Origin of the sequence: Bacteroides intestinalis DSM 17393, from assembly GCF_000172175.1 — a bacterium.
Lineage (GTDB): Bacteria > Bacteroidota > Bacteroidia > Bacteroidales > Bacteroidaceae > Bacteroides > Bacteroides intestinalis.
Map to the genome: position 1 here is coordinate 2,535,128 of NZ_ABJL02000008.1, position 25,438 is coordinate 2,560,565.

Here is a 25,438-nt window from a genome sequence, read left to right on the forward strand (position 1 = left end):
TGTCCGCATTTTTACTTCTGAATATTTTTACATGTTTTTTACGGATAGCCTTTGCAGTTCAATAAAAAATACATAAATTGCCGTATTTAAAAACACGAAGGCTGTATTGCCCGATAATAGAAATAAAACTATGCAGTATGAGAAGGATGTGATTTACTCCCTGAAAGTAACCGGGACCATGATAACAAATGATTGTCATTATTATCTGATAGAAAATGAAGGAATCAAATACAAGGTGAAAATGCTGAAATTCCAGCACAAGCTACCGGTTCCCGATGAAGTGAAATGTATCGTTTATAGCTATGATGCCGATGACACTCCTCTCTTTGCACAACATAAAGGTGAAATATCACGCAAACTTTATACAGTCGGCAGCACTTACCCTTTCGTTGTGCAACAAAAGCCAGGTTATCAATCCGGACACCGCAATATCTATTATGGATATGATATGAATGGCATACGCGCCTTAATCCAGGTAGGAATAGGGAAAGAATTGACTATAGGAAGAAATGTCCGCTGCACGGTCAAGCATATCAATCCGGATGGAATCTTGGGCGTCGTTCCTGTCAACCAGGAAATGGACTGTGAAACCAATTTCATCACCTTCGAGCAATTGATGCATAACATCCATACCGAACAACTGCCAGCCTGCATTCAACTGGAAACACTACGTACCGACTCGACCGGAGATCCGAAAATACAGCAAGTGTTGAAACAATATGACAGTCACGAAGGAGAATGGCTACTGTCATTCCAGAGTATACTGCTTGCCAAAAGAGAAGAAAAAATAGAAAAAAAAGATTGGGAAGGAGTATGCGAATTAATACATTACCAACTTCTTATCACCGAATGGATACTTGAGGATTCCCTGTTCCTTACATTCTATTCGTCGTCCGTTGTTCAATCCCTGCGCGAAAAGGGAGAACGGGAAATATTTGTCTGCGAAGCAATACTAAAGGCCATAGAACTTATCCGGAGCAATGCTGTGGATAATTTTCTAAAACATATATTTACAAAAATACGGACTTCGGGATATTTATCCGACCGAAGCCGGAAGACCGAATTACTGACTGCCTTGTTCCGGCTGGACGACACATTAGCTGATAAAAACATGTTTACCCTCACAGAGTTCTGCCAATATATAGCCTGCAACACTTCAACTACGGAAACTTCCTCCCTGACATCCATTATAGAACTAATCAAGAGGATGATAGAGAAAACCAGAGCAGTACACGACGTTTCCCCCACTAAAATCATGCACTTACTGGCCATCTACCTGCTGCTTTGCTACAACCGCGAAGCACATACGGCAGTCTATCGCATCATGCTTTATCGCTATGCAGCTTTGGCAAGCCCTTCTTCCGCCGGGATTCTGACGGATAAGGCATTCGATGTATTGACACGGGCAAATCAATCTTACCGCCCGGAGTTTAGTTGGGAAGATGTCGTCCACTTCAAGCCTGAGCCATTCATTACTAAATTGCGCTCATTCATGACGGATACATCTGATGATAAAGACAAGCTGATAGCCCAACATATCACACAAGGAGGACGGATACTGTTACGTAATGGAAAGTTCGGGCTCTATGCCGGTTGCAATCCGGGCGCACTGCTACCCGAACACCAGAAGGTGACGGAGATGGTGTCCGTATTCGACGACAGGATTAGTGTATATGCAAAGAAAGACATCAAACCGAAAGCAAATGAAGCACAAAATGTTTTTGTATTAAAAAATCTCTGGGGAGAGCTGTCAGGACAGCTATCCGGACACATAACGGCATCTACCCAAAAGGCACCGGAAAAGATTCTTCCTACGGAGGGAACGCGTGTCAGGATCACGCTGAAAGCATTCAATCCACGTTTTCCACTGATGATGTTTGCAGAAGTAACAGAACCGGGATACGAAGGAACCGGTGCACTACTGGCCAATGAAGTAACCCGTAGCCATATCCACAGCATGGACGGAATTTTTTATGAAGGAGATACCTTTGAAGCCACTGTATCGAAAGTCGGGCAGAATGGGCGTCTGACATTCAGCATCCTCCGGGAGTTGTTTGAATTTGTAACGGGGACAATCAAATACGGCCATCGTGTATATGCCAGGCTGATGCGAATCTCTAAAGGAACAGGTGTATGGGTATGTGAGGAAGGATACACACTGTTCACACCGGGCGCAACACCCTATCCTGAAGTAGGTACGGTAGCCCTGCTGGAAGTGAGGGGCATCAATGATGCAGGATACATCAATGCCACCTGTATAGAAAAATCCGATAAAGAGATAGAAGAAACTGAGGCTCTGGCTAAATTAGTCAGCGAATATATCAATTTCTGTTCTCCACAGGATGAAAAAGCCGAAGAGGAAGAGGGCAATTTCGGACCAGTCTTCACAGACGAGGATGCAATGCTGACCGGAGAGCAGTTATCGCTCCCCCTGATGTGCGAATTACCTTGGCTACTGGCAGTGACAGCGTCCGTCGAAAAGTCGCTGGTGAAACGTTACAACCTGCTGGGAACAGCTTATCTGCTGGCCGGAATGCTCAATGATTCAACCTTAAGCGAGTATCTGGCGCTACAAATGAATTATGAGGAAAACATCTACAGTTTTGCCACCCATAACGGGCAGGCACGATGGACGCATTTTTCGCGTATAGATGACGCTGCGGTTTCACGTTATCCTTCACTTCGCCCTAAAAAAGAAATGCTACAAATTCTCAGTTTGTTCTATACCCATAACTTCGCCCCGGAGCTTGCAGTAGGCATTGCAACCACCAAAGATGAAAACAAAGAGCGTATAGTCCGGTTGGTACTGGCCCATACTCTTTTACTCAACTCCTTACCGGCCGGCACATTAATCCCTTTACGCAATGAACTCCTGCAACGCATAGGCGCCGGAGAATTTGCATTGCCCGATGAGCCGGCGGCAAAATCCCCCTCTGCAACAGAACACGAAGACATTCCCCACATGGGTAGGGAGAATGATAAAGTAGAATTTAAATCATCCGTGGTATATCCCGCCGGACGTACCGTACCCGACATGAAACGGCAGTCGGAAATTATACTGCACACCATTGCAGGCTTCCTTAATGCCGCCGGCGGCACACTCTATATCGGCGTATCCGATGCAGGAGCCATAATTGGTCTGAAGGAGGACTACACCTACATGGTATGCGATTCAGATGCCTACGAACGCTTCATCCGCCAACGCATCATAGCAACAATGGGAAAGGACATCAACAGTATCATTAAAATAGATTTTCCCCGATATGGCAACCGCGAAATATGCTGCGTTACAGTGCCTTGTTATGGCAAACTGATTGAACTGAAAGGAGTGATATGGCAAAGGCAAGGCAATTCGACGGTAATGCTCGACGGCAATGCCCTGACCAAGCAGAAGAAAAGGAAAAATGAGATGTTACAGGCAGAACTTAACCAGATTGCGGAAAAGGAAATAGAGCTAATCAACGAAAGCCTGTTGCAAACCGGAGAAACACAGACAGCAGTTGCCGCCGCCTTTGCAGCCAGTCTGGAAAAGAAGAAAAAGAAAGTGGAAACCGTACCGGGAAAGGCTATGATACAAACATCTCTGATACGCACCAATGCGTTGACGGAAAAAGAAGATGGTACACAGATAGTATCCTATCTGTCACTGCTTAATAATGGCGGATATCTATTGAAAGACGGATACTCACATATAGACAATGCCATACTCACATTGGGAATCAGGAAAGAGGAAATCGACGGTGCACTGCTCCTCTGCTACGAGAACGGTTATGTCAACCGTGTTCCGTTGAAAATCTTATTGCAGAAGAAGCGTGATTATGTTTATAAGAATGGTGTGAACAGAGATTCACATTTAATATTCGCTACCATTGAAAATGGTGAACCGCACGTCCTGGTACGTACCGCCAAACAAAAGAATGAATACCTGAAAATGTTTCCCGTTGCCAAAATAAAGCAGAATATGGATCTGGCTTTAAAAGGAACTCCGCTTTTCTCTTATGATTTCGGAAAGGTAATTGCCTGGGAAGTGATACCGGAAATGGAATCAGAAAAGCTACAAAAGCTCTATAATGACAATCTGGCACATCAAGGGTATGCCATTACATCCGAAGCCGTATCTAAAGAAAGGGAACTATTACGAATAATGGGATGGAATATTGAGAATTAATGATTTACCTGTATAGCACAGGAGGTATGGACATAAAAAAAGGAGTACCGCTGTACTCCAACCTTTGTTAACCTTAAATCTAATACTATGAAAAACACAGTGCAAAGGTACGGACTTTTCTGACTTTTGCAAGCTCCGTGTGCGAAAACAGTGTATTTATAACACCCTTTAAGAAAATCTTCTTCGTTTTTCACTTCCTTTTTCATATCTTTGTTCAAAAGCGAAGACTAGTTACATCTTAGCACTAAAAATAAGCAAGCTTATTTTGCATTGCTTTTGGATTACATTATCTTTGTAGAAAAATAATTAAAACGACTTATGCCTGACTATGATTTGATAGCTATATTAGGTCCTACCGCTTCCGGAAAAACTCCTTTTGCCGCGGCACTGGCAAATGTTCTTGACACCGAAATCATCAGTGCGGATTCCCGGCAAATCTACCGTGGCATGGATCTTGGTACGGGTAAAGACCTCATTGACTACACCGTAAATGGAAAACAAATCCCTTATCATCTGATTGATATTGCCGATCCAGGGTACAAATACAATGTTTTCGAATATCAACGTGATTTTCTGACAGCTTACGAGACTATTAAACAAAAAGGGAAATTACCCGTTTTGTGTGGAGGTACAGGGTTATACTTAGAGTCCGTATTGAAAGGATATAAGTTGCTCCCCGTTCCCGAAAATCCGGAACTGCGTGCACAGCTGGCTGATAAGTCTTTGGAAGAATTAACCGGGATACTGCAACAGTATAAGACCTTGCACAACACAACGGATGTGGATACGGCCAAGCGTGCTATCCGTGCTATTGAAATTGAAGAATATTACGCACATACACCGGTAGACGAGCGTACATTCCCCCTACTGAACAGCCTCATCATCGGTGTGGATATAGACCGGGAATTACGTCGCGAAAAGATATCCCGCCGACTGCGCCAACGTCTGGATGAAGGAATGGTGGATGAAGTGCGCCGGCTGATAGAGCAAGGCATTCAACCGGATGACTTGATTTATTACGGCCTGGAGTACAAGTATCTGACGCTCTACGTCATTGGCAAGCTGACTTACGAAGAGATGTACCGGGAACTGGAAATCGCCATTCACCAGTTTGCCAAACGACAGATGACCTGGTTCCGGGGGATGGAACGCCGCGGATTCACCATTCACTGGATGGATGCCGGGCTGCCGATGGAAGAAAAGATTGCTTTTGTACAAACGAAACTCAAAGGGAATTAGTATCTTTGGAGCAGCAAAGACGAAGCCTGGGAGGGTAACTAATGATTATGTAGGACTTTACTAAGAGATAACAATATGAGCGTAGAACCCGAAAAGTGGGGAGTGATATATAACCCCAAAGCCGGCACACGAAAAGTGCAGAAACGGTGGAAAGAAATAAAAGAATATATGGACAGCAAAGGCGTGTCTTATGACTACGTGCAGTCCGAGGGGTTCGGATCAGTGGAACGTTTGGCCGGTATTCTTGCCAATAACGGATACCGCACAATTGTCATTGTAGGTGGTGACGGTGCACTGAATGATGCGATTAACGGCATCATGTCGTCCAATGCGGAAGATAAAAGAGAAATCGCCATAGGCATCATTCCGAACGGTATCGGGAATGACTTTGCCAAATACTGGGAAATGACCTCGGAATACAAAGATGCGGTGGATTGTATCATAAACAACCGTCGCCGGAAAATCGATGTCGGCTTCTGCAATTATTACGACGGCGAGAAACACGTTACCCGCTATTTCCTCAATGCCATCAATATCGGTTTAGGAGCCCGCATTGTGAAAATCAGCGACCAGACCAAACGTTTCTGGGGAGTGAAATTCTTGTCTTATCTCATGGCACTCATTTCGCTTTTCTTTGAACGCAAGCTTTACCGGATGCACCTCAAAATAAACGGAGAGCATATCCGCGGACGTATCATGACGGTTTGCATCGGTAGTGCATGGGGATATGGACAAGTTCCCAGTGCCGTTCCCTACAATGGCTGGCTCGATGTATCCGTGATCTACCGCCCGGAATTGCTACAACTTGTATCAGGCTTGTGGATGTTACTTCAAGGACGCATATTAAACCATAAAGTCGTAATGCCTTACAGGACACAGAAAGTGAAAGTACTGCGTGCACAAAATGCCTCTGTCGATCTGGATGGACGCCTCCTCGACAGACACTTCCCATTGGACATCGGCATCATGCATGAGGCAATCACCTTGATTATACCCAACTAAAATAAACGATTAACGTAAACACCAAATACTTATGTTAGAATTAAAAAATAACCCTGCCGGAAATTTCTTTTTATTGGCAGGTCCTTGTGTGATTGAAGGGGAAGAAATGGCAATGCGCATTGCCGAACGTGTGGTAAATATCACTGAGAAACTACAGATTCCCTACGTCTTTAAAGGTTCTTATCGCAAGGCAAACCGTTCACGCCTAGACTCATTTACAGGAATAGGTGATGAAAAAGCACTGAAAGTGTTGCAGAAAGTACATGATACGTTTGGCGTACCCACAGTTACAGATATTCATTCTGCCGAGGAGGCTGCCATGGCTGCCGAATACGTGGACGTACTACAGATTCCGGCATTTCTTTGCCGTCAGACGGACATTCTGATAGCTGCCGCAAAGACAGGAAAGGTAGTAAATATTAAAAAAGGACAGTTCCTCTCCCCTCTTGCCATGCGCTTCGCTGCAGAAAAGGTAGTGGAAGCCGGCAATAAGGAGGTAATGATCACCGAACGTGGAACGACTTTCGGATACCAGGACCTCGTCGTAGACTATCGTGGAATACCGGAGATGCAAACTTTCGGTTATCCGGTTATTCTGGACGTCACCCACTCGCTGCAACAACCCAATCAGACAAGCGGAGTTACAGGCGGTATGCCACAGCTCATTGAAACTGTAGCCAAAGCCGGTATTGCCGTAGGTGCCGACGGATTGTTTATTGAAACACATGAGCATCCCGAAATAGCCAAGAGCGATGGTGCCAACATGCTGAAGCTGGATCTGCTGGAAGGATTGCTGACAAAGTTAGTACGGATAAGAGAGGCTATAAAAGGATAAGTTCACTCTTGTAAAGTACACTGAGATAAATGGGAATTTAGCAAGTTTTGCCGCTAGATTCCCATTTGTGTAAAAAAACAATCCTCCTCTTGTGATTTCTTTTTCTGCCTTTCGACAAATAGAGCAAGAAACAATTTTAATATTCATTCATATGAAACATTCATTTCGTAGTTTATTGGTGGTAGCATTCGTTTTATGCGCCAGTTTCCAACAAGCGGTAGCACAACAAATGCAGTTTCCGCCTCTTCCCGTGGACAAGAATGTCCGTATCGGCCAATTAGACAATGGCCTGACGTATTACATCCGTCATAACAAATTACCCGAAAACCGGGCTGAATTCTATATTGCCCAGAAAGTAGGTTCCATCCTTGAAGAGCCGCAACAACGTGGCCTTGCTCACTTTCTGGAGCACATGGCTTTCAATGGCACAAAGAATTTCCCCGGCGACGACAAAGGTCTCGGCGTTATCCCCTGGTGTGAAACTGTGGGTATCAAATTTGGAACAAACTTAAATGCCTATACCAGCATAGACGAAACCGTCTATAATATCAGCAATGCCCCGATAGACCGTGCCGGTGTATTGGACTCTTGTTTGCTGGTTCTGCACGACTGGTCCAACTACATTCTGCTCAAAGATGACGAGATAGACAAAGAACGTGGAGTGATCCGTGAAGAGTGGCGTAGCCGTAACAGTGGTATGCTGCGCGTCTATACCGACCTGCTTCCCACTATATATCTGGGCGACAAATACGCAGATTGTATGCCTATCGGCTCTATCGATGTAATCAATAACTTCCCCTACAAAGATATCCGTGACTATTACCACAAATGGTACCGTCCCGATTTGCAAGGTATCGTCATCGTAGGCGACATTGATGTAGACGCTGTAGAAGCCAAACTGAAAACAATATTTGCCGACGTACAGAAAGCGGTAAATCCCGCAGAGCGTGTTTATTATCCTGTTGCCGATAATAAGGAACCTATCGTAGCCATCGGTACGGATAAAGAAGTAGACGATCCGTCTATCGAAGTTTACTTCAAGCAAGATGCAACTCCCGATTCAGAAAAGAACAACGTAGGTTATCTGGCTTCCCAGTATATGACAAGCATGATCACCAGTATGCTGAACGCACGTCTGAGTGAACTGACCCAGAGCGCTAATCCGCCGTTTACCCGTGCATATAGCAGTTATGGTAATTTCTTTGTAGCGAAAACGAAAGAAGCACTCAACCTCTCTGCTTCAAGTAAAGCAGACGGCATCGAAAAAGCCTTGAAAGTCCTGTTACAGGAAGCAGAACGCGCCCGTCGTTTCGGTTTCACAGAGTCTGAATATGCCCGTGCCCGCGCTAACTATCTGCAACGTCTGGAATCTGCATACAATGAGCGTGAGAAGACCAAACACGGTTCTTATGTACGTGAGTATGTACGTAACTTCCTGGATGCCGAACCTATCCCCGGTATTGAAACAGAATATGCCATGATGAACCAGTTAGCTCCTAACCTCCCGGTACAGGCTATAAACATGGCAATCCAGCAACTCGTTCCGGACAGCAACCAAGTAGTTATCATTGCCGGTCCTGAAAAAGAAGGATTAAAATATCCGCAGAAAGAAGAAGTTATTGCTTTGCTGAAAGGCATGAAGAGTCTCGATCTGCAACCGTATGTCGACAAGGTTTCTGATGAACCTCTGATGAAAGAAGCACCGAAAGGCGGCAAAATCGTATCTGAGAAAGAAGGTGAAATCTATGGTAGTACAAAACTTGTTCTGTCCAACGGTGTAACTGTTTACGTCAAGAAAACCGATTTCAAGGCAGATGAGATCCGCATGAAAGGAACTAGTCTGGGTGGCAAATCTCTTTTCCCCGATAAGGATGCACTGAACTTTGCCGTTATGGACAATGTGGTTGCTGTAGGTGGTTTGGGTAACTTCAGTCAGGTAGACCTTACAAAGGTATTGGCCGGAAAGAAAGTTTCTGTTCGTGCCGGACTGGGTGCCACTACTGAAAATGTATTCGGAACTTGTTCTCCAAAGGACTTCGAGACCATGATGCAGTTGACCTATCTCACATTCACCGCTCCCCGCAAGGACATGGAAGCATTCGAGTCTTATAAGAACCGTACAAAGGCTGAACTGGAAAGTGCACAGGCTAATCCGCTTTCTTCTATCAACGACACATTGCAGAAGGCTATGTACAACAACCACCCGCGCGTGGTAATAATGAAACCGGAAATGGTAGATCAGATCGACTATGACCGTATTCTGGAAATGTATAATGACCGTTTCAAAGATGCCAGCGACTTTACATTCTATTTCGTTGGAAACATTGACCTGGAAACAGCCAAGCCGCTGATTGCAGAATATCTGGGTGCATTGCCTGCCATCAATCGTAAAGAGACTTTCAAGGATACCAAGATGGAGATCCGCAAAGGTACATACAAGAACGAATTTGCCAAAGAACAACAAACTCCGATGGCAACTATCGTATTCCTGTATACCGGAAAAACTCCTTATACATTGAAGAATGAAATTCTGTTGAGCTATATGACTCAGGTGCTGAACATGGTTTATACTGAAGAAGTACGCGAAAAAGAAGGTGGTACATACGGTGTAAATTGCATGGGTAGCCTACAGAAGTATCCGAAAGAACAATTGCTGATGCAGATTGTCTTCCAGACCGATCCTGAGAAGAAAGATAAACTAGCCGGTATCGTAGTAGACGAGCTGAAGAAACTGGCAGCAGAAGGACCGTCTGATGTACATTTACAGAAGGTGAAAGAGTACATGTTGAAAAAATACGCCGATAACCAAAAGGAAAATGCATACTGGCTGAACAACCTGAACGATTACTTCTACTATAATATGGATATGACGCAAGGATATACAGATATCGTAAACAGCATCACTGCCAAAGATATCCAGAAGTTTGCAGCCGACTTGCTGAAACAAGGTAATGAGATCGAGGTAACGATGACGGTACCTAAGAAGTGATAATAGGCAAGTGATTAGTGATAAGAACCGTATGTTCACTCATCACTAATCACTGCCTCCTTAATCACCAATTAATCACTAACGACTAATCACTAAAGACATGAATCTATTTCTTGAGCTACGTAAACATGGAAAGTTAGCAGAAAAGCGGCATCCGATGTACGAGAAGAGCAAGTTCGGAAAGTTTTGGATGTACTTCATGAGTGTGTTCTGGGCAGCTTATCTCATATTCTTCGGAACAACTTTCGCCTTTGCTTTCGATGGTGGAGCCAGAGAAGCCTACCATGTAATGAACAGCGGACTCATATTTGTGCTCGCCCTCGACTTTCTTCTGCGCTTGCCTTTCCTGAAGACACCTACACAGGAAGTCAAACCCTACTTACTGCTTCCCGTAAAACGGAGTCGTCTGATTGACTTCCTTCTCCTGCGTTCCGGGCTTAACAGCTTCAATCTGCTCTGGCTCTTCCTGTTTGTTCCATTTGCTATCATCACAGTTACTAAGTTTTATGGAGTGGCAGGTGTGTTGACTTATTGTATTGGTATCTGGCTACTCATCGTATTCAATAATTACTGGTATTTATTGTGCCGTACGTTGATGGACGAACGCATCTGGTGGTTCCTTTTACCGGTAGCCGTATATGGCGGTATTGCAGCAGCTCTTTTCATTCCGGATAACAGTCCGATATTTGCCTTTTCAATCAATTTGGGTGAAGGATTCATCACCGGAAATATACTGACGTTTATCGGCGTTCTGGTGGCCATTGCTATCATGTGGTTCATCAACAGGAGCATCATGCAGAAATTAGTCTATAATGAACTGAACAAGGTAGAAGATACAACCGTACAAGTAAAGACTGTATCAGAATATAAGTTCCTGGATCGTTATGGTGAAATAGGTGAGTATATCCGGTTGGAATTGAAACTATTGCTTCGTAATAAAGTATGCAAAAAATCACTCTATAACATCACCGCAGTAGTATTAGCTTTTAGCCTCATTATCAGTTTTTCTGATCTTTACGAGGGAGGAGCACGCGATTTCTTTGTACTTTACAACTATATCATCTTCGGTCTTCTATTCCTCTCGCCTCTGATGAGCTACGAGGGCAACTACATTGACGGGTTAATGAGTCGTAAAGAATCTATCTATTCGCTGCTACGTGCCAAATATATCTTATATAGCCTGGCACTGATCATTCCGTTTATACTGATGATCCCCGGCATGGTAACAGGCAAAGTATCTGTATTGCAATGCATCTCATGGCTTATATTTGTTCCGGGTGCTGTTTATTGCTGCATGTTCCAACTGGCAGTGTACAACAACAAAACCCTCAACCTGAACGCTAAGATGACTGGTCGCCAGAATATAGGTACAGGATTGCAAAACCTTATTTCGGGAGGTGCATTCGGTATTCCCCTGCTACTGCTCTTCGGATTAAAGGCAACGGTTGGTAAAGAAGTTGCACCATGGATTCTTATTGGTATCGGTCTTGCATTTATCCTAACTTCAAGATGGTGGTTGAGGAATGTATACCATCGCTTCATGAAGCGCCGGTATAAGAATATGGAAGGATTTCACGATAGTAGACAAAAATAATTACGAATATGATAGAGATAAACAATCTTCAAAAAAACTTCGGCCAAAAGAAAGCCGTAGATATTGAGAAATATGTCATAGAACAAGGTGACATGCTGGGTTTGGTAGGTAACAACGGAGCCGGTAAAACCACCCTTTTCCGCCTGATGCTGGACTTACTGCAAGCAGATCAAGGCACGGTAACCATCAATGATATCGATGTATCCAAAAGCGAAGACTGGAAACAATTCACCGGCGCTTTCATCGATGATGGCTTCCTGATCGATTACCTTACTCCCGAAGAGTATTTTTACTTCATTGGTAAAATGTACGGTCTGAAGAAAGAAGAAGTAGATGAACGCCTGCTTCCTTTCGAACGATTCATGAATAATGAGGTTATCGGACAAAAGAAGTTCATCCGTAACTTCTCTGCCGGAAACAAGCAGAAAATCGGTATTATTTCCGCTATGTTGCATCATCCGCAATTGTTGATTCTGGACGAACCGTTCAACTTTCTTGATCCGAGTTCACAGTCTATCATCAAACACCTGCTGAAGAAGTATAATGAAGATCATCATGCCACGGTCATCATCTCAAGCCACAACCTGAACCATACAGTAGATGTATGCCCCCGCATTGCTTTGTTGGAAAATGGCGTCGTTATCCGCGATATTCAGAATGAGAATAACTCAGCAGAGAAAGAACTTGAAGACTACTTCAATATCAGAGTTGAAGAAGAAATTGAGGAAGAACTGGCAGAAACAGTGATTGAAGAAACACCTGTTCAGGAAACAATCATTGAAGAAACTATTGTTGAGGAACCTATTACTGAAGAACCCGCCGTTCAGCCAGAAAAAAAAGAAGAACAGGAATGAAAAAATACTTCTTATTATATATAGTTGCCCTCATCGGATTGACATTCAGTTTAAGCTCATGCCATACATCAGCGCCCCGGCTCAATTACAAGGCACTGGCAAAAGCTTCTGTCCGCATGGGTGTTGACATAAATATGGAAGATAACCACAAGTTGTACATTGCCTCTGCGGAGTGGATGGGTGTCCGCTACCGCGCAGGCGGTGACAACAAGCACGGAGTAGATTGTTCCGGACTGGTATCGCAACTCTATAAAGAAGTATATAATATCCGTTTGGCCAGAAGCACCGATGGTCTGCTTAAAGAAAGCAACAAAGTCTCCCGCCGCAATTTGCGTGAGGGAGATTTGGTGTTTTTCACCAGCCGTGCATCCAAGAAGAAAGTGGCACACGTGGGTATCTACCTCAAAAACGGGAAGTTTATTCATGCAAGTACCAGCAAAGGAGTTATTGTCAGTAGCCTCAACGAACAATACTATACACAATACTGGCTTTGCGGCGGCAGAGTAAAATAAGAATCTTTTTTCTTCCCCTGTGATTTTTCCTTTCACTCCCCGACTTATAGTTCAAATGAAACTTTAAAAAGGAAAAACGATGAAAAAGATTTTAAGTATCCTTCTCTTTATCAGCCTTGCGCTGAACAGCAACGCACAATTACTTTGGAAAATTTCCGGTAACGGACAAGAAAAAACCTCATACATTTTAGGTACCCACCATCTGGCACCTCTCAGCATCAAAGATAGCATTGCCGGATTGCCACAAGCCGTAGAAGGTACTACTCAGGTATACGGAGAAGTAGTCATGTCCGATATGATGTCACCCGAGTTTATGCAGGTGATGCAACAAAGTATGATGATGGCAGGCGACACCACTCTCCAGAAACTTTTTACCCCGGAACAATATGAAGTAGTAGGCAAGGTAGTGAAAGAGAACCTGATGGCAGATATAGCCATGTTGGGCAAATTAAAACCCGCTGCCATTACCCAACAACTGACCTTGATATTATGCATGAAGCATCTGGGTGGTTTCAATCCACAGGAGCAATTAGATACTTACTTCCAGCAGCAAGCATTGCAAAGTGGCAAGAAGGTAGGTGGTTTGGAAACCCCGCAATCCCAGTTAGATATGCTCTTTAAAGGTCAGACTCTACAGCGTCAGGCAAACTTACTCTATTGCCTCGTAAGTGACATAGATAAAGCTATGGAACAAACTAAACGTCTCAACAATGCATACAAGACTCAGAACCTGGATGAAATGCTGAAGCTGATGGAAGAACGTGATGGTAACTCGTGCGATCCGCAACCGGGCGAAATGGAAGCCCTGCTGGATCACCGTAACAAAGCATGGATTGAAAAAATGCCTGCTCTCATGAAGGATGCTCCCACCCTCTTTGTTGTTGGTGCAGGCCACCTGCCGGGAACTAACGGAGTCCTGAATCTGCTGAAACAGCAGGGATATACTGTAGAACCTATGAAATAAAAAACTATGAATTCTCTCTTTACTCACATTTTCTGAAAACAAAGAAAATGCAAGATATCGGGTGATTGCAAGTGATTTGTGGTCACCCGCTTTTATTACAATCTATTTTTCACCTCTCCAATTCTATATTTATACCCCATTAGCTCGCACATTTGAGAAAATAATCTTACTTTTGCAACAAAGTCTTGCCGATTATAGCGATAACCTGCAACTATGACTTTATTTTGTGAGAACGCAAGAAGCGAAAGTTATTGTCCCTGGCCATTCGGAATCTGGAAAATTCAAAAAACACTGTGGGATGATAGCAACAGTTTCTTCACGTCTATGTTATTACATACTTAGGCGTGAGGGCTGTTGTCTATTTACGGTGTGGGCATTTTCCAGAGCCTCGGATGGTAATAGACATAGCAGTCCTCGCGCTTTTTATATAATAACCTCCGCCAAAGAGGGCAGGCGGAAACAAGAAAAACACCAATTATGTTAGTTTCATTATTTGGAGAAATACAAGTATTCTTGCTTCTTAGTATCATATTTGTAGGTTTTCTATATTGGATAAACCGCAAATATAAAAGCTTTAATAAACAGATTATCAAGGCTATTGACATTCCGGTTTATCTAATAAGCAAACAAGGCATTGTGCTTAAGCTATTGAATGAACCTACAGAAAAAACGAACCTGCTCCCACTCAATAATCTGGGAAAACTCGATCTCCGCAATTTAGTAATAGACGCCAAAGAATATCAGAAACATATAGCACTATTACAGAAAGTTTTGGAAACACGCGTTTCTGCCAGTCTAATTGTAAAAATAAAAGTGGAGAGCGGAAAGGAGTTATATGTTTCAGTACGAATGGTGTACTTAAACCGCGAACGCGTTATCGCTTTTGCGCGTAATATTACAGAAAGCGAGACTCAACGCCAGGAAAACGAAAAATACCGCTATTTTCTGGAGAGCATACTCGAAAACCTTCCTATTGCTACTACTGTAAAAGATAAAAATAAAAAAGGTCTCTACCTTATCTGGAATAAGAAAGCCTCGGAAATGATAGGAATACCGGCAGAAAAAATAGTCGGACACCATGAAAGCGAGTTCAATCATCTGATGCCGGATAATTTCATACGGGAAACAGACAAGCAGGTCATAGAAACAGGACTGCCTCAATCATATATTAAACATTTTTCCAATTCCAAGGGCCAAAAATACACGTTATCCTTTCATAAAACATTAGTTTCCTACAATAAAGGGCAAGAGCGCTGGATAGTAAGCTCCGCATTGGATATTACCGAATTATTGGAAGCCAAAGAAAAAGCAGAAGAGTCCAACAAGTTGAAATCAGCTTTTCTTGCCAATATGAGCCACGAGATACGCACTCCACTGAATGCCATTGTCGGCTTTTCTTCCATACTTTCAGAATATATCCAAGAAGAGGATGCAAAGGAATATGTACACATCATTGAAGAGAATAACCAGCTTCTGCTACAACTTATCAATGACATACTGGATATTTCACGTATAGAGGCCGGAATACTGGAGTTTATTGAAGAAAACATGGATGTAAACGCTTCTCTTTACGAAATAAAAGCCATTGCCGAGTTGAAGGTTTCTCCCAAGATTGAAATTCACCTTTTACCCGGTCTTGAGACCTGCGTTATCCATACAGTGCCTCACCGGGTAAAACAAGTTATAAACAATTATGTTTCGAATGCCATAAAACATACAGAGGCAGGACATATTGATATCGGTTATTATACTCCCCAAGAAGGATACATACGATTCTTTGTGCGCGATACCGGTACCGGCATTCCGACAGAGAATCAGAAACACATCTTTGAGCGTTTCGTCAAGCTGGATAGTTTCAAACAAGGAACCGGATTGGGACTTTCCATCTGCACCATAATCGCCGAAAAGATGAATGGTAAGCTCGGAGTAAACTCAACATTGGGCAAAGGATCGGAATTCTGGTTTGAGATACCTTATGTTCCGGTTGAGATGCAGGAATAAAAAGGAAGCTGATTAGTATCTCAAAATCAGAAATTCAGTTTACCCCAAATGGTAACTTTGTTCACTCCACACGGTAACTCCATTTACATACTGAGGTAAAGACCGTTACATGCCGCGGTAAAGGTCGTTACAATAAGGAGTAAAAGCCGTTACATACGGCGGTAAATGCTTTTACATTCTGCAGCAAATGCCATGTAAATACTAACTACTGATTATCAAAGTATTAAGCAATCACCCAGTTATTAACGAAGTATGAACTTTAGTGTTCCACCCTTTACCAATTCTTCATGACTGACGCGATAGCGGGATAATTTTTTCCCACCTAACTCCATTTCATTGATATATAAGGATTCCGCAGAAGGACGTTGGGTTTCTATCACCAACTTATCACACCCCCAGGCTTTAGAATCGAGACGAATCTCTACACGATCGAACACAGGGGTAGAAAGAGTGTAATACGGTGCACCGGGACAATCAGGATAAAAACCCATCATATTGAAAATAGCCCAAGTGGACATAGTGCCTGTATCATCGTTACCGGGAATACCATCAGGAGCATTTTTGAAATACTTTTGTAGCAGACGATGGAGTTCCTTCTGCGTACGCCATTCCTCCCCTTTAAAATAAGAGAAGAGATGGGCATAAGCAATGTCAGGCTCATTAGCCGGATCATAAAGGCCCTTATCAAAAACTTGCTGAAGTTTATCGATAAAAGGTTTCCTACCTCCCATCAGACGGGCAAGTCCTTTCACATCATGAGGTACATAGAAAGTATAGTTCCAGGCACAACCTTCATGAAAACCGGGATTCGGTTCGAAATTTTCTCCTTGCCGCGGATTGAAAGGTGTATAGAATTGTCCATCCGGCAAAATGGGGCGGAAAGTGCCGAATTCTTTGCTATAATAATGTTTATAACCCAAAGAACGATTATAAAAAAGACGCGCATCCTCTTTCTTGCCCAAAGCATCTGCCAACAGGGAAAGAGAATAATCCGCAATGTAATACTCCAATGCATGAGAGACCGAATTATCATACTGTTCACGCAAAGGAACATATCCCAATGACATATAATCATCATTATCCGGCCTCAGCAAATTCTCGGTACCGGGCAAAGTGGCAGATTTATACATAGCTTCATAAGCCAGATCGATATCAAAATCGCGTAGGCCTTTCAACCAGGTATCAACGATGACAGGAATAGACGGGTCACCCTCCATAGTTAACGTCTCACGCCCGTAAAGTTCCCACTTGGGTAGCCAACCATGTTCGCGATACATATCGAGCATGGAACGCACCATTTGTAACTGACGTTCGGGGTAAACCAACGTAAGGAGTTGGTGAACGTTACGGTACGTATCCCAAAGCGAGAAAACAGTGTAACGGTCTCCATTTGTAGTCAGTATTTCATTACTCTCCATAGCAGGGTATTGCCCGTTGACATCTTGCAAGATATTGGGATGTATCAACGTATGGTAAAGGGCAGTATAAAAGACAGTTTTCTGTTCTTCCGTCCCGCCTTCGACAAGAATACGCGAAAGGTCCTCATTCCAACGCATACGGGCATCTGCCAATACCTGACTGAAATTCTTTCCACTTTGTTCTGTATCCAGATTCAGGCGGGCATTTTCGATGCTGACAAAAGAAACTCCCATTTGCACTTCGATCTGTTCACCTTCCGTCGTGTTGAAAGTAAGAAAAGCACCGATATCATCTCCGGCAATTTCCTTACGATAACGGGTATAAAGTTTGTAGTGTCCATTGTCAGGATCCCATTCAGCTTCAACTCCGGTCATGGGACGCTGTTTTTTCCAATAACCGCTGGATACCGGCTGCTTGTTGACACGCATTACAAAATAAATGGGAAATATTGCCTGGGGGTTATAGCAGAAAGTTCCCAATAACTTCATACCTTCAAATTCGGTGCCACTCACCTGTTTCAGGAAAGCACCGGTTTCATTCGTCAGTCCTTCACCTAAATTCAGTAATACATGACTTTGTCCGGCAGGAAATGTGAAACGTGAAACACCCGTGCGGGGAGTGGCAGACACCTCGGTCTTTACATTATAGCGAGTGAGGAAATTACTGTAATAGCCCGGAGAAGCCTGTTCATCCTCATAACGACTTCCGTACTCCTTGTAATCTACGGACAATTCACCCGTAGTAGGCATCAGCAATAAAGATCCCAGTTCGGGACACCCCACACCACTTAGATTGACATGCGAATATCCGGTAAAAAAGCAATTGTGAAACTCGTAAGGAGTAGACCACCAACGGGCATCTTTATCATACTTGTTATCTTCCGATCCCATCACATTGAAAGGAACCACGGACATCATTCCATTGGGACAAACCGCTCCCGGATTAGTAGTTCCGAAGTTAGTGGTACCGATGAAAGGATTGACATAGCTTATAGGTAAAGAACCCTCTCCACCTCCGGCAAACACCGGAAGCAGACAAAGGGCAGAAAGTGTGTAAGCCAATAAAATACGTTTCATAGCCGACTGATTCTTTAAGGAATTAACTATACAATGCTGTTTTTCTTCGTAAATTCTATGATTTCCGAAATATAACCAAAGGCCATACCTACAACAGTATCGGCAGCGCCATAATATACTGCCACTTTATCTCCATCCTGCAAAGAAGCACAAGGGAATACTACATTGGGCACATCTCCCTGCAATTCATAAGGAGCAGCAGGAGCAAGCAAGTACGGACGTGTGCGATACAATACCTTTGCCGGATTTTCTTTATCAAGAATAGCCGCTCCCATAGAATAGCGGAAACCGTTGCAAGTAGTAATAACTCCATGATAGAATATCAACCAGCCCTCTTCAGTAAGGAACGGTACAGAACCGGCACCTATCTTCGTACACTGCCATGCACTTTCAGGAAAGGGAGTAACTTTCATCACACAACGGTGTTCTCCCCAATATTTCATGTCCGGACTATAACTGATGTAAATATCTCCAAACGGTGTATGACCGTTATCGCTCGGACGGCTCAACATAGCATATTTACCATCTATCTTCTGCGGAAAAAGCACCCCGTTACGGTTAAAAGGCAAAAAGGCATTTTCGCACTGGAAGAATTCTTTGAAATCGAATGTATAGGCAATACCGATAGTAGGTCCATGATAGCCGTTGCACCAGGTAATCCAGTAGCGATCTTCAATCCAGGTGACACGTGGATCGTATTTATACTCGGATTCTATCATCTCCGTATTCCCCGCCTTGAAACAGATAGGCTCATGGTTTATCTCCCAATTGATTCCATCTTTACTAAAGCCCGCAAAGATATTCATCTGCACTGCCTTATTATCACAACGGAAGACACCGGCAAATCCATCCCCGAACGGAACTACCGCACTATTGAAAATACTGTTGGAAGTCGGAATGTGATAGCGTCCGATAACCGGGTTTTTAGAGTAACGCCACATAACGTCTGTACAACCTTCCGGGCGTTCTTCCCAAGGCATATTCATCATCTGTTTCATAATTCTTCTATGTTATTAGTTATATATTTCATTGATTCTTCTTTTCATCCGGATAGGTGAATGGCACAAAATAAGTGATCAGAAATGCCGGAATAGTAGCAAACATCGTAAAAATAAAAAATGCCTTATATCCCAACGCATCACTAACAAAACCACTGATAGATCCCGGAAGCATCACTCCCAGATTCATGATGCCCGAAGCAAAGGCATAATGGGCCATCTGATGTTTGCCGGGAGCCACTTGCTGCATCATAAACAGTGTCAGACCTACGAATCCGAAACCATATCCGAAGTATTCAAGCACAATGGCACTTCCTATCAGCATACCATTCTCCGGCTGATAAATAGCCAGCAATGTATAAGCCAGAAATGGCAGGTTGAAAACACAACACAACGAAAACAATGTCCGGCTCAATCCTCTGTGAGAGATGTAATAACCTGCCAACAGGGATCCCAAGACAAAAGCAGCTGCCCCGTAAGTTCCATAGTACAGACCTATCTCCTGTTCTCCCAGTCCCAATCCTCCAACAGAACGTTCCGCCTTTAAAAACAACGGAACAATCTTCATGACAAAGCCCTCGGCCAAACGATAAAGAATGATAAATGCCACATAATACCAGATATGCTTCTTCTGAAAGAAAGCACGGATAACTTCCACCAACCGATTCCAGGTTTCCCTGCCGGATGCTGCGCCTGTAGCTGCAGTTCCTCCCGAAGGCAACATACGCACATGATATACTCCCAGGAATACCATTACAGCAGCCAGAATCAACATGACTGTCATCCATGCTTGCACAGTCGCTTCATGGCGGACAGCTTCTTCCGTCCCCTGAACTCCTCCGAAGTATTTCAGCAACCAGCCTGCCAACCAAACCAGTCCACCGGATGCAACAATTTTAGCGATATTATAGAAAGCACCTTGCCAACCGATATACTTGGCCTGATCCTGCTTATTCAGTTCCGACATATAAACACCATCTGTTGCAACATCGTGTGTCGCCCCGCTGAAAGCAATAACCGCCAACAAAGCAATACACACGGCAAAGAAAGCCGGAAGATGCAACGCCAATGCTACCAGGGCAAAACCTGCCCCGGTAATCAATTGTGTCAGCACCACAAAGAACTTTTTCGTCTTGAACATTTCCAAGAACGGACTCCAAAGGAATTTCAGTGTCCAAGGTAGCATTATCAGCGATGTCCACAGAGCAATCTGTGCATCACCAATCCCCAATCCTTTGAACATCAGCACAGACACCATATTCAGCACCACAAAGGGAAGCCCCATGGCAAAGTAGACGGTGGGTACCCAGGAAATCGGATTACGACTATTTTGATTCATACCTATTGACTAAATCATTCTGCTTCACTTCAGAGGGACATTCCCCATCGTCAGTTCCAACGTACCACCATCTACTATGTCCTGATGCGTAAAGAAAGGCTTATCCAACTTCTTTCCATTCAGTACCATACTCTGCACATACTTGTTCTCGCGACTGTTATTATGTGCTATGACAGTGAATGTCTTACCATCTTTCAACTGAATGGTCGATTTTTCGAATAATGGGCGACCGATAGAATAAATCGGTTTACCCGGACATACCTGATAGAAACCCATAGAATTGAGAATGAACCACGCGGACATCTGTCCGCAATCCTCATTGCCCGACAATCCGTCCGGATCATTAAAATAAAGGGTATGTAATATTTGATCCACCAGTTCTTGTGTCCGCCAAGGTTGATCCACATAGTTATACAGATGAGTAATATGATGACTTGGTTCATTGCCATGTGCATATTGTCCTATCAAACCGGAGATATCAGCAGAAACCATATCACCCTCCAAAGCTGAATCGGCAATAAACAAAGAATCCAGTTTACCGATAAAGGCATCACGTCCTCCCATCAGCTCCACTAATCCATCTATATCATGAGGCACAAACCAAGTCCATTGCCAGGCTGTACCTTCGCAATAGTCGTCACTACGGTGATTGGATGAACGGGGATTGAAAGGAGTACGCCAATTACCTTCACTGTCCAGTCCGCGCATAAAACGGGTAGAAGCATCAAAATAAACCTGGTATCCCTTAGCAAAGGCTGCATATTTCTCCTCATTCGGTTCATCTCCCATAGCATCTGCCAGCACAGAAATACACCAGTCGTCATAAGCATATTCCAACGCCTTTGCTACGGATTCATTATCCTTGTCGCAAGGTACATAGCCTATTTTATTCTTCCAGTATTTAGCTTGAGGCATCAAGTGGGGTAATACCAATGGCGGACATAAAATACCGGTCGTATCATATTCCGCAACACGGATACAGGCCTTATATGCATCTTCCACATCGAAATTACGATAACCTTTTATATAAGCATCAGCTATAATAGATGCAGCATGATAACCGATCATTGTTCCCGTATAGTTTCCGGCCAGTTCCCACATAGGATATACACCACCCTCATGCTGCTTCCGGATTAATGAACGGATAAAGGCTTCATTTAAATCAGGATCGATAATTGTCATCAACGGATGATATGCCCTGAATGTATCCCATAAAGAGAATACAGTATAGATAGGCTCTTCCACACTACCCTGATGAGGTTTCAAATCCATACCCAGATAGCGTCCATCGGCATCTGTAAACAAATTAGGTTGCACACCGGTATGATAGAGTGCAGTATAAAACATTACTCGCTGGTCCTTATCAGACGTTTCAATATCTATCTTGGCAAGATAATTATTCCATGATTCACGGGCAGCACTACGCACACCGTTAAAGTCCCATTCAGGTATTTCAGCTTCCACATTCTTTCGTGCCCCATCCATATCTACAGCAGAAACACCGACTTTCACAAGAACTTCCTCATTATTCTCTGTCTGGAACTGTAACAAAGCCTTAGCTGTCGGAAAGAGTGGCCCCCCTTCATCCAATGCCATAGAATCGGTTACCAATGTATAGGTAAAAGGTTTGGAAAACTTCGCATAGAAATTGATATACTGGTCAAATGCCCAATATACTGTTTTCTTGCGTCCTCGTATCTCTGTATCACTGATTACCTCCAACTCCATCTCTTCATTCTTCTGACGCTGCAGACTGTAATCCAAGTCCAGTATAAATCCGGCATCTTCCGCCTTTGGGAAAGTATAGCGGTGAATAGCTGCACGTTTGGTAGCCGTCAATTCGGCTTTTACCTGATAACGATCCAAAAAGACTGAATAGTAGCCCGGTTGTGCCACTTCATTGTCATGAGAGAGAGCAGAAGCATAAGCCATCTGTTGACTCTCTTCTCCCATTGCATGATAATCCTGTTTGCCTACGGTAGGCATCAGCAATACATCACCATAGTCTCCACAACCTGTGCCGTTAAGATGGGTATGCGAAAATCCATTCATAGTAGAATCTGCATAATAATATCCGGAACAGGCATCCCACTGATAAATGCGTGTGTCGGGACTGGGTTGTATCATTCCGTTCGGAACTACAGCCCCAGGGTAAGTATGTCCATGCCCTCCCGTACCGATAAACGGATTAACGTATGATGAATAATCCTGCGCTCCCGGGGTACAACTGTACATTCCGAATAACAGCACTCCACTCATCAACATAAAATTCAGTTTCATGTTTTTCTTCATATTCTTAATAGTATTACATATTCATAATCAAAGTGGCATAAAGGTAATGGCTTGTCCTCCACCTCTTGCCATATCCACGGACAGAATGTCTTCAGCAGTCACCTGCTTCTCTATAATCTCATAAGCCGTAGGATTCGTTATCCAGTCAGCCTCTTTACCATCAGCATAAATGACAGCCCTGTAAGTCTTGCCTTTTTCCAGAAAATCCAATTTGACTGTAACCTCACGTGCGTCTTCATTAGTAGCTGCACCCAGGAAATATTTGTCTCCTGCGCGGCGCACTATGACTACATATTCTCCCGGCTCACCTGCCAGCGCTTCCGACCAGTCACAATCAGCATCAAAATCGCGAAAGAATTGAAAAGCAGGATGTCCTTCGTAATTTTCAATCATGTCGGCAGCCATTTGCAAAGGAGAATAAAGTATCACCCAGTTAGCGATCTGTTTCGCCAGCGTAGAATTGATCCGGCAATCCTTACTATCCTTCATATTCCACTTCTTGCGATAAGGAGACTTTTTGGCACGCTCATACAGTATGTCGAAGATTCCCGGAGTATAGTCCATTGGCCCTGACAACAGACGGGTAAATGGCAAAAGTACATGATGTTCGGGGGGATTTCCCTCGCTCCAGGCATTCCATTCCATGCCACGGGCACCCTCACGAGTCATCATATTGGGGTATGTACGGCGGATACCAGTGTCTTTGATCGGTTCGTGTACATCAAGAGTGGTATGATATTTTGCAGCAGTCTTTACCACTTTACGGTAATGGCGTACATTGTATTGTCCATGATGATTGTGCCCATTGGGAAGTCCGCCGGCATAACCGGTCTTCACACTATGAATACCCAAGTCAGCATACCATTTATAAGACTTATCCAGTTGTTTCTCATAATTGACTATGTTGCCACCCGTTTCATGATGTCCAATAATCTCAATTCCTTTTTCCTTAGCATAACGGACTATTTCCTTTATATCAAAGTCAGCATACGGACGCGTATAATCAAAGTCCTGAGAGCCTCCCCAATTTTCCCAACCGGCGTTCCAGCCTTCAAACATCACTCCTTCAATGTTGTTAGCTGCTGCAAAGTCAATATAACGTTTAGCATTCTCCGTTGTGGCACCGTGGCGGTCATTTATCACCCAGCTTTCTACCCCCAGATGCATTCCCCACCAGATACCTACATACTTCATTGGACGTATCCAATCCGTAGTTTCCAGTACACAAGGCTCATTCAGATTCAGTATAAGCCCGGAGTTAATTAGACCGACAGCTTTCGGAGCAATCTGTATGGTACGCCAAGGCGACTTGAAAACACTACCGTTTACCCGCACTTTAATGCCATCAGGCCAAGGAGCCAGTTCCGACTTGAAATTGCAACCACCTGTATTTTTCAATGTCATCTCGGGGAAGTCCGTCAATGCAGCTTCGTGAATGCTGGCATATACATTGCCTGCCTTAAATGTCATGGGAGTATTGGCATTGTCTGTCCGGCTGACAGGCTGTGTACGATATAGCAATTCATAAGTATCATAATTGGCAGGTATGGACCATGAAGTACCATCCTGTGCTATATTGAACGCAGTCAGCTCATCCGTGATAAGAAGACTGTCTGCTCCGGCCACTTCATATTCGTAGCGGAATCCTACCCCGTCATCGAATACACGAAACCGTAAAATCAGTTTGGTAGCAGCTGCATCAGACAAGTGAACAGCCATTTCATTGTAATGGTTGCGAATGGTTTTATTTTCTCCCCAAGGTTGCGTCCAGGTTTCATCCTGAGTAGCGAAATCAATATCTACAATACGGAATTCTTTATGAAGATTAATCCCGTTCTCTGCTTCGAATCCCAAACAGGAAGAAGCTACAAAAGGAATACTGTCAACTTCAATTTGGTAGGTCATCCGGTTACTGTCATTCAGAGCAAACTGTAACCTGATACGACCATCAGGAGAAAAAACCTCTTTTTGCTTAGAAGAGCAACTACTTGCCAGACAAATAATCACAATAAAATAAATAAAATGTATTCTCATATTCGATTCATTATTTTGTTATCGGAAATATGTTTCACCAGAATTCATGTGTCCAAAGTTATCGGTCAGCAAGATAGTTAAGAGAATGTCTCAAAGATACATAAAATAGCATGATTAATTGA

15 protein-coding genes are annotated in these 25,438 nt (G+C 43.6%); 10 read left to right on the plus strand and 5 right to left on the minus strand.

What is annotated here, in order from left to right; translation table 11 throughout:
• Positions 1-130: 130 nt before the first annotated feature.
• The 10 genes from BACINT_RS19710 (at position 131) to BACINT_RS19760 (ending at position 16,158) form a co-directional block, all read left to right on the plus strand.
• Positions 131-4,168, plus strand: coding sequence for an AlbA family DNA-binding domain-containing protein (locus BACINT_RS19710; protein ID WP_007666429.1), 4,038 nt, complete (start codon positions 131-133; stop codon positions 4,166-4,168).
• Between the two features lie 318 nt (positions 4,169-4,486).
• Positions 4,487-5,407, plus strand: coding sequence for a tRNA (adenosine(37)-N6)-dimethylallyltransferase MiaA (miaA, locus tag BACINT_RS19720; RefSeq protein ID WP_007666432.1), 921 nt, complete (start codon positions 4,487-4,489; stop codon positions 5,405-5,407).
• Positions 5,408-5,482: 75 nt separating this feature from the next.
• Positions 5,483-6,409, plus strand: coding sequence for a diacylglycerol/lipid kinase family protein (locus tag BACINT_RS19725; protein ID WP_007666434.1), 927 nt, complete (start codon positions 5,483-5,485; stop codon positions 6,407-6,409).
• 31 nt (positions 6,410-6,440) lie between these two features.
• The gene (gene kdsA, locus BACINT_RS19730) at positions 6,441-7,244 is read left to right on the plus strand and encodes a 3-deoxy-8-phosphooctulonate synthase (RefSeq protein WP_007666435.1); all 804 of its coding nucleotides are present in this window, start codon (positions 6,441-6,443) and stop codon (positions 7,242-7,244) included.
• A gap of 151 nt (positions 7,245-7,395) precedes the next feature.
• Positions 7,396-10,233 carry a M16 family metallopeptidase gene (locus BACINT_RS19735; protein WP_007666437.1) on the plus strand — a complete coding sequence of 946 codons (2,838 nt, stop codon included), beginning with the start codon at positions 7,396-7,398 and terminating at the stop codon, positions 10,231-10,233.
• A gap of 100 nt (positions 10,234-10,333) precedes the next feature.
• The gene (locus tag BACINT_RS19740) at positions 10,334-11,827 is read left to right on the plus strand and encodes a DUF5687 family protein (RefSeq protein WP_007666439.1); all 1,494 of its coding nucleotides are present in this window, start codon (positions 10,334-10,336) and stop codon (positions 11,825-11,827) included.
• Between the two features lie 8 nt (positions 11,828-11,835).
• On the plus strand, positions 11,836-12,681 hold the full coding sequence (locus tag BACINT_RS19745) for an ABC transporter ATP-binding protein (RefSeq protein WP_007666440.1): 846 nt from the start codon (positions 11,836-11,838) through the stop codon (positions 12,679-12,681).
• Positions 12,678-13,193 (plus strand): C40 family peptidase, encoded by a 516-nt coding sequence (locus tag BACINT_RS19750; RefSeq protein WP_007666442.1) that lies wholly within the window; start codon positions 12,678-12,680, stop codon positions 13,191-13,193. The genes BACINT_RS19745 and BACINT_RS19750 overlap by 4 nt, the downstream gene beginning before the upstream one ends.
• A gap of 79 nt (positions 13,194-13,272) precedes the next feature.
• The gene (locus BACINT_RS19755) at positions 13,273-14,157 is read left to right on the plus strand and encodes a TraB/GumN family protein (RefSeq protein ID WP_007666443.1); all 885 of its coding nucleotides are present in this window, start codon (positions 13,273-13,275) and stop codon (positions 14,155-14,157) included.
• A 477-nt stretch (positions 14,158-14,634) separates the two neighbouring features.
• A complete protein-coding gene (locus BACINT_RS19760) occupies positions 14,635-16,158 on the plus strand; it encodes a sensor histidine kinase (RefSeq protein ID WP_007666446.1) in 1,524 nt (507 codons plus the stop codon).
• A 242-nt stretch (positions 16,159-16,400) separates the two neighbouring features.
• Here the strand turns inward: BACINT_RS19760 and BACINT_RS19765 are convergent, their stop codons facing one another.
• From BACINT_RS19765 to BACINT_RS19785, 5 genes are read right to left on the minus strand one after another with little or no spacing between them, the layout of a single operon-like run.
• A complete protein-coding gene (locus BACINT_RS19765; protein ID WP_007666447.1) occupies positions 16,401-18,653 on the minus strand; it encodes a GH92 family glycosyl hydrolase in 2,253 nt (750 codons plus the stop codon).
• Between the two features lie 26 nt (positions 18,654-18,679).
• A complete protein-coding gene (locus BACINT_RS19770) occupies positions 18,680-19,651 on the minus strand; it encodes a glycoside hydrolase family 130 protein (protein WP_007666450.1) in 972 nt (323 codons plus the stop codon).
• A 28-nt stretch (positions 19,652-19,679) separates the two neighbouring features.
• Positions 19,680-20,990, minus strand: a complete 1,311-nt coding sequence (locus BACINT_RS19775) for an MFS transporter (protein ID WP_007666451.1) — start codon at positions 20,988-20,990, stop codon at positions 19,680-19,682.
• Positions 20,991-21,014: 24 nt separating this feature from the next.
• Positions 21,015-23,282: a GH92 family glycosyl hydrolase gene (locus BACINT_RS19780; RefSeq protein WP_007666452.1), complete on the minus strand. Its 2,268-nt coding sequence runs from the start codon at positions 23,280-23,282 to the stop codon at positions 21,015-21,017.
• A gap of 27 nt (positions 23,283-23,309) precedes the next feature.
• Complete coding sequence (locus BACINT_RS19785; protein ID WP_007666453.1) at positions 23,310-25,316, minus strand: glycoside hydrolase family 97 protein; 2,007 nt, start codon at positions 25,314-25,316, stop codon at positions 23,310-23,312.
• Positions 25,317-25,438 lie beyond the last annotated feature (122 nt).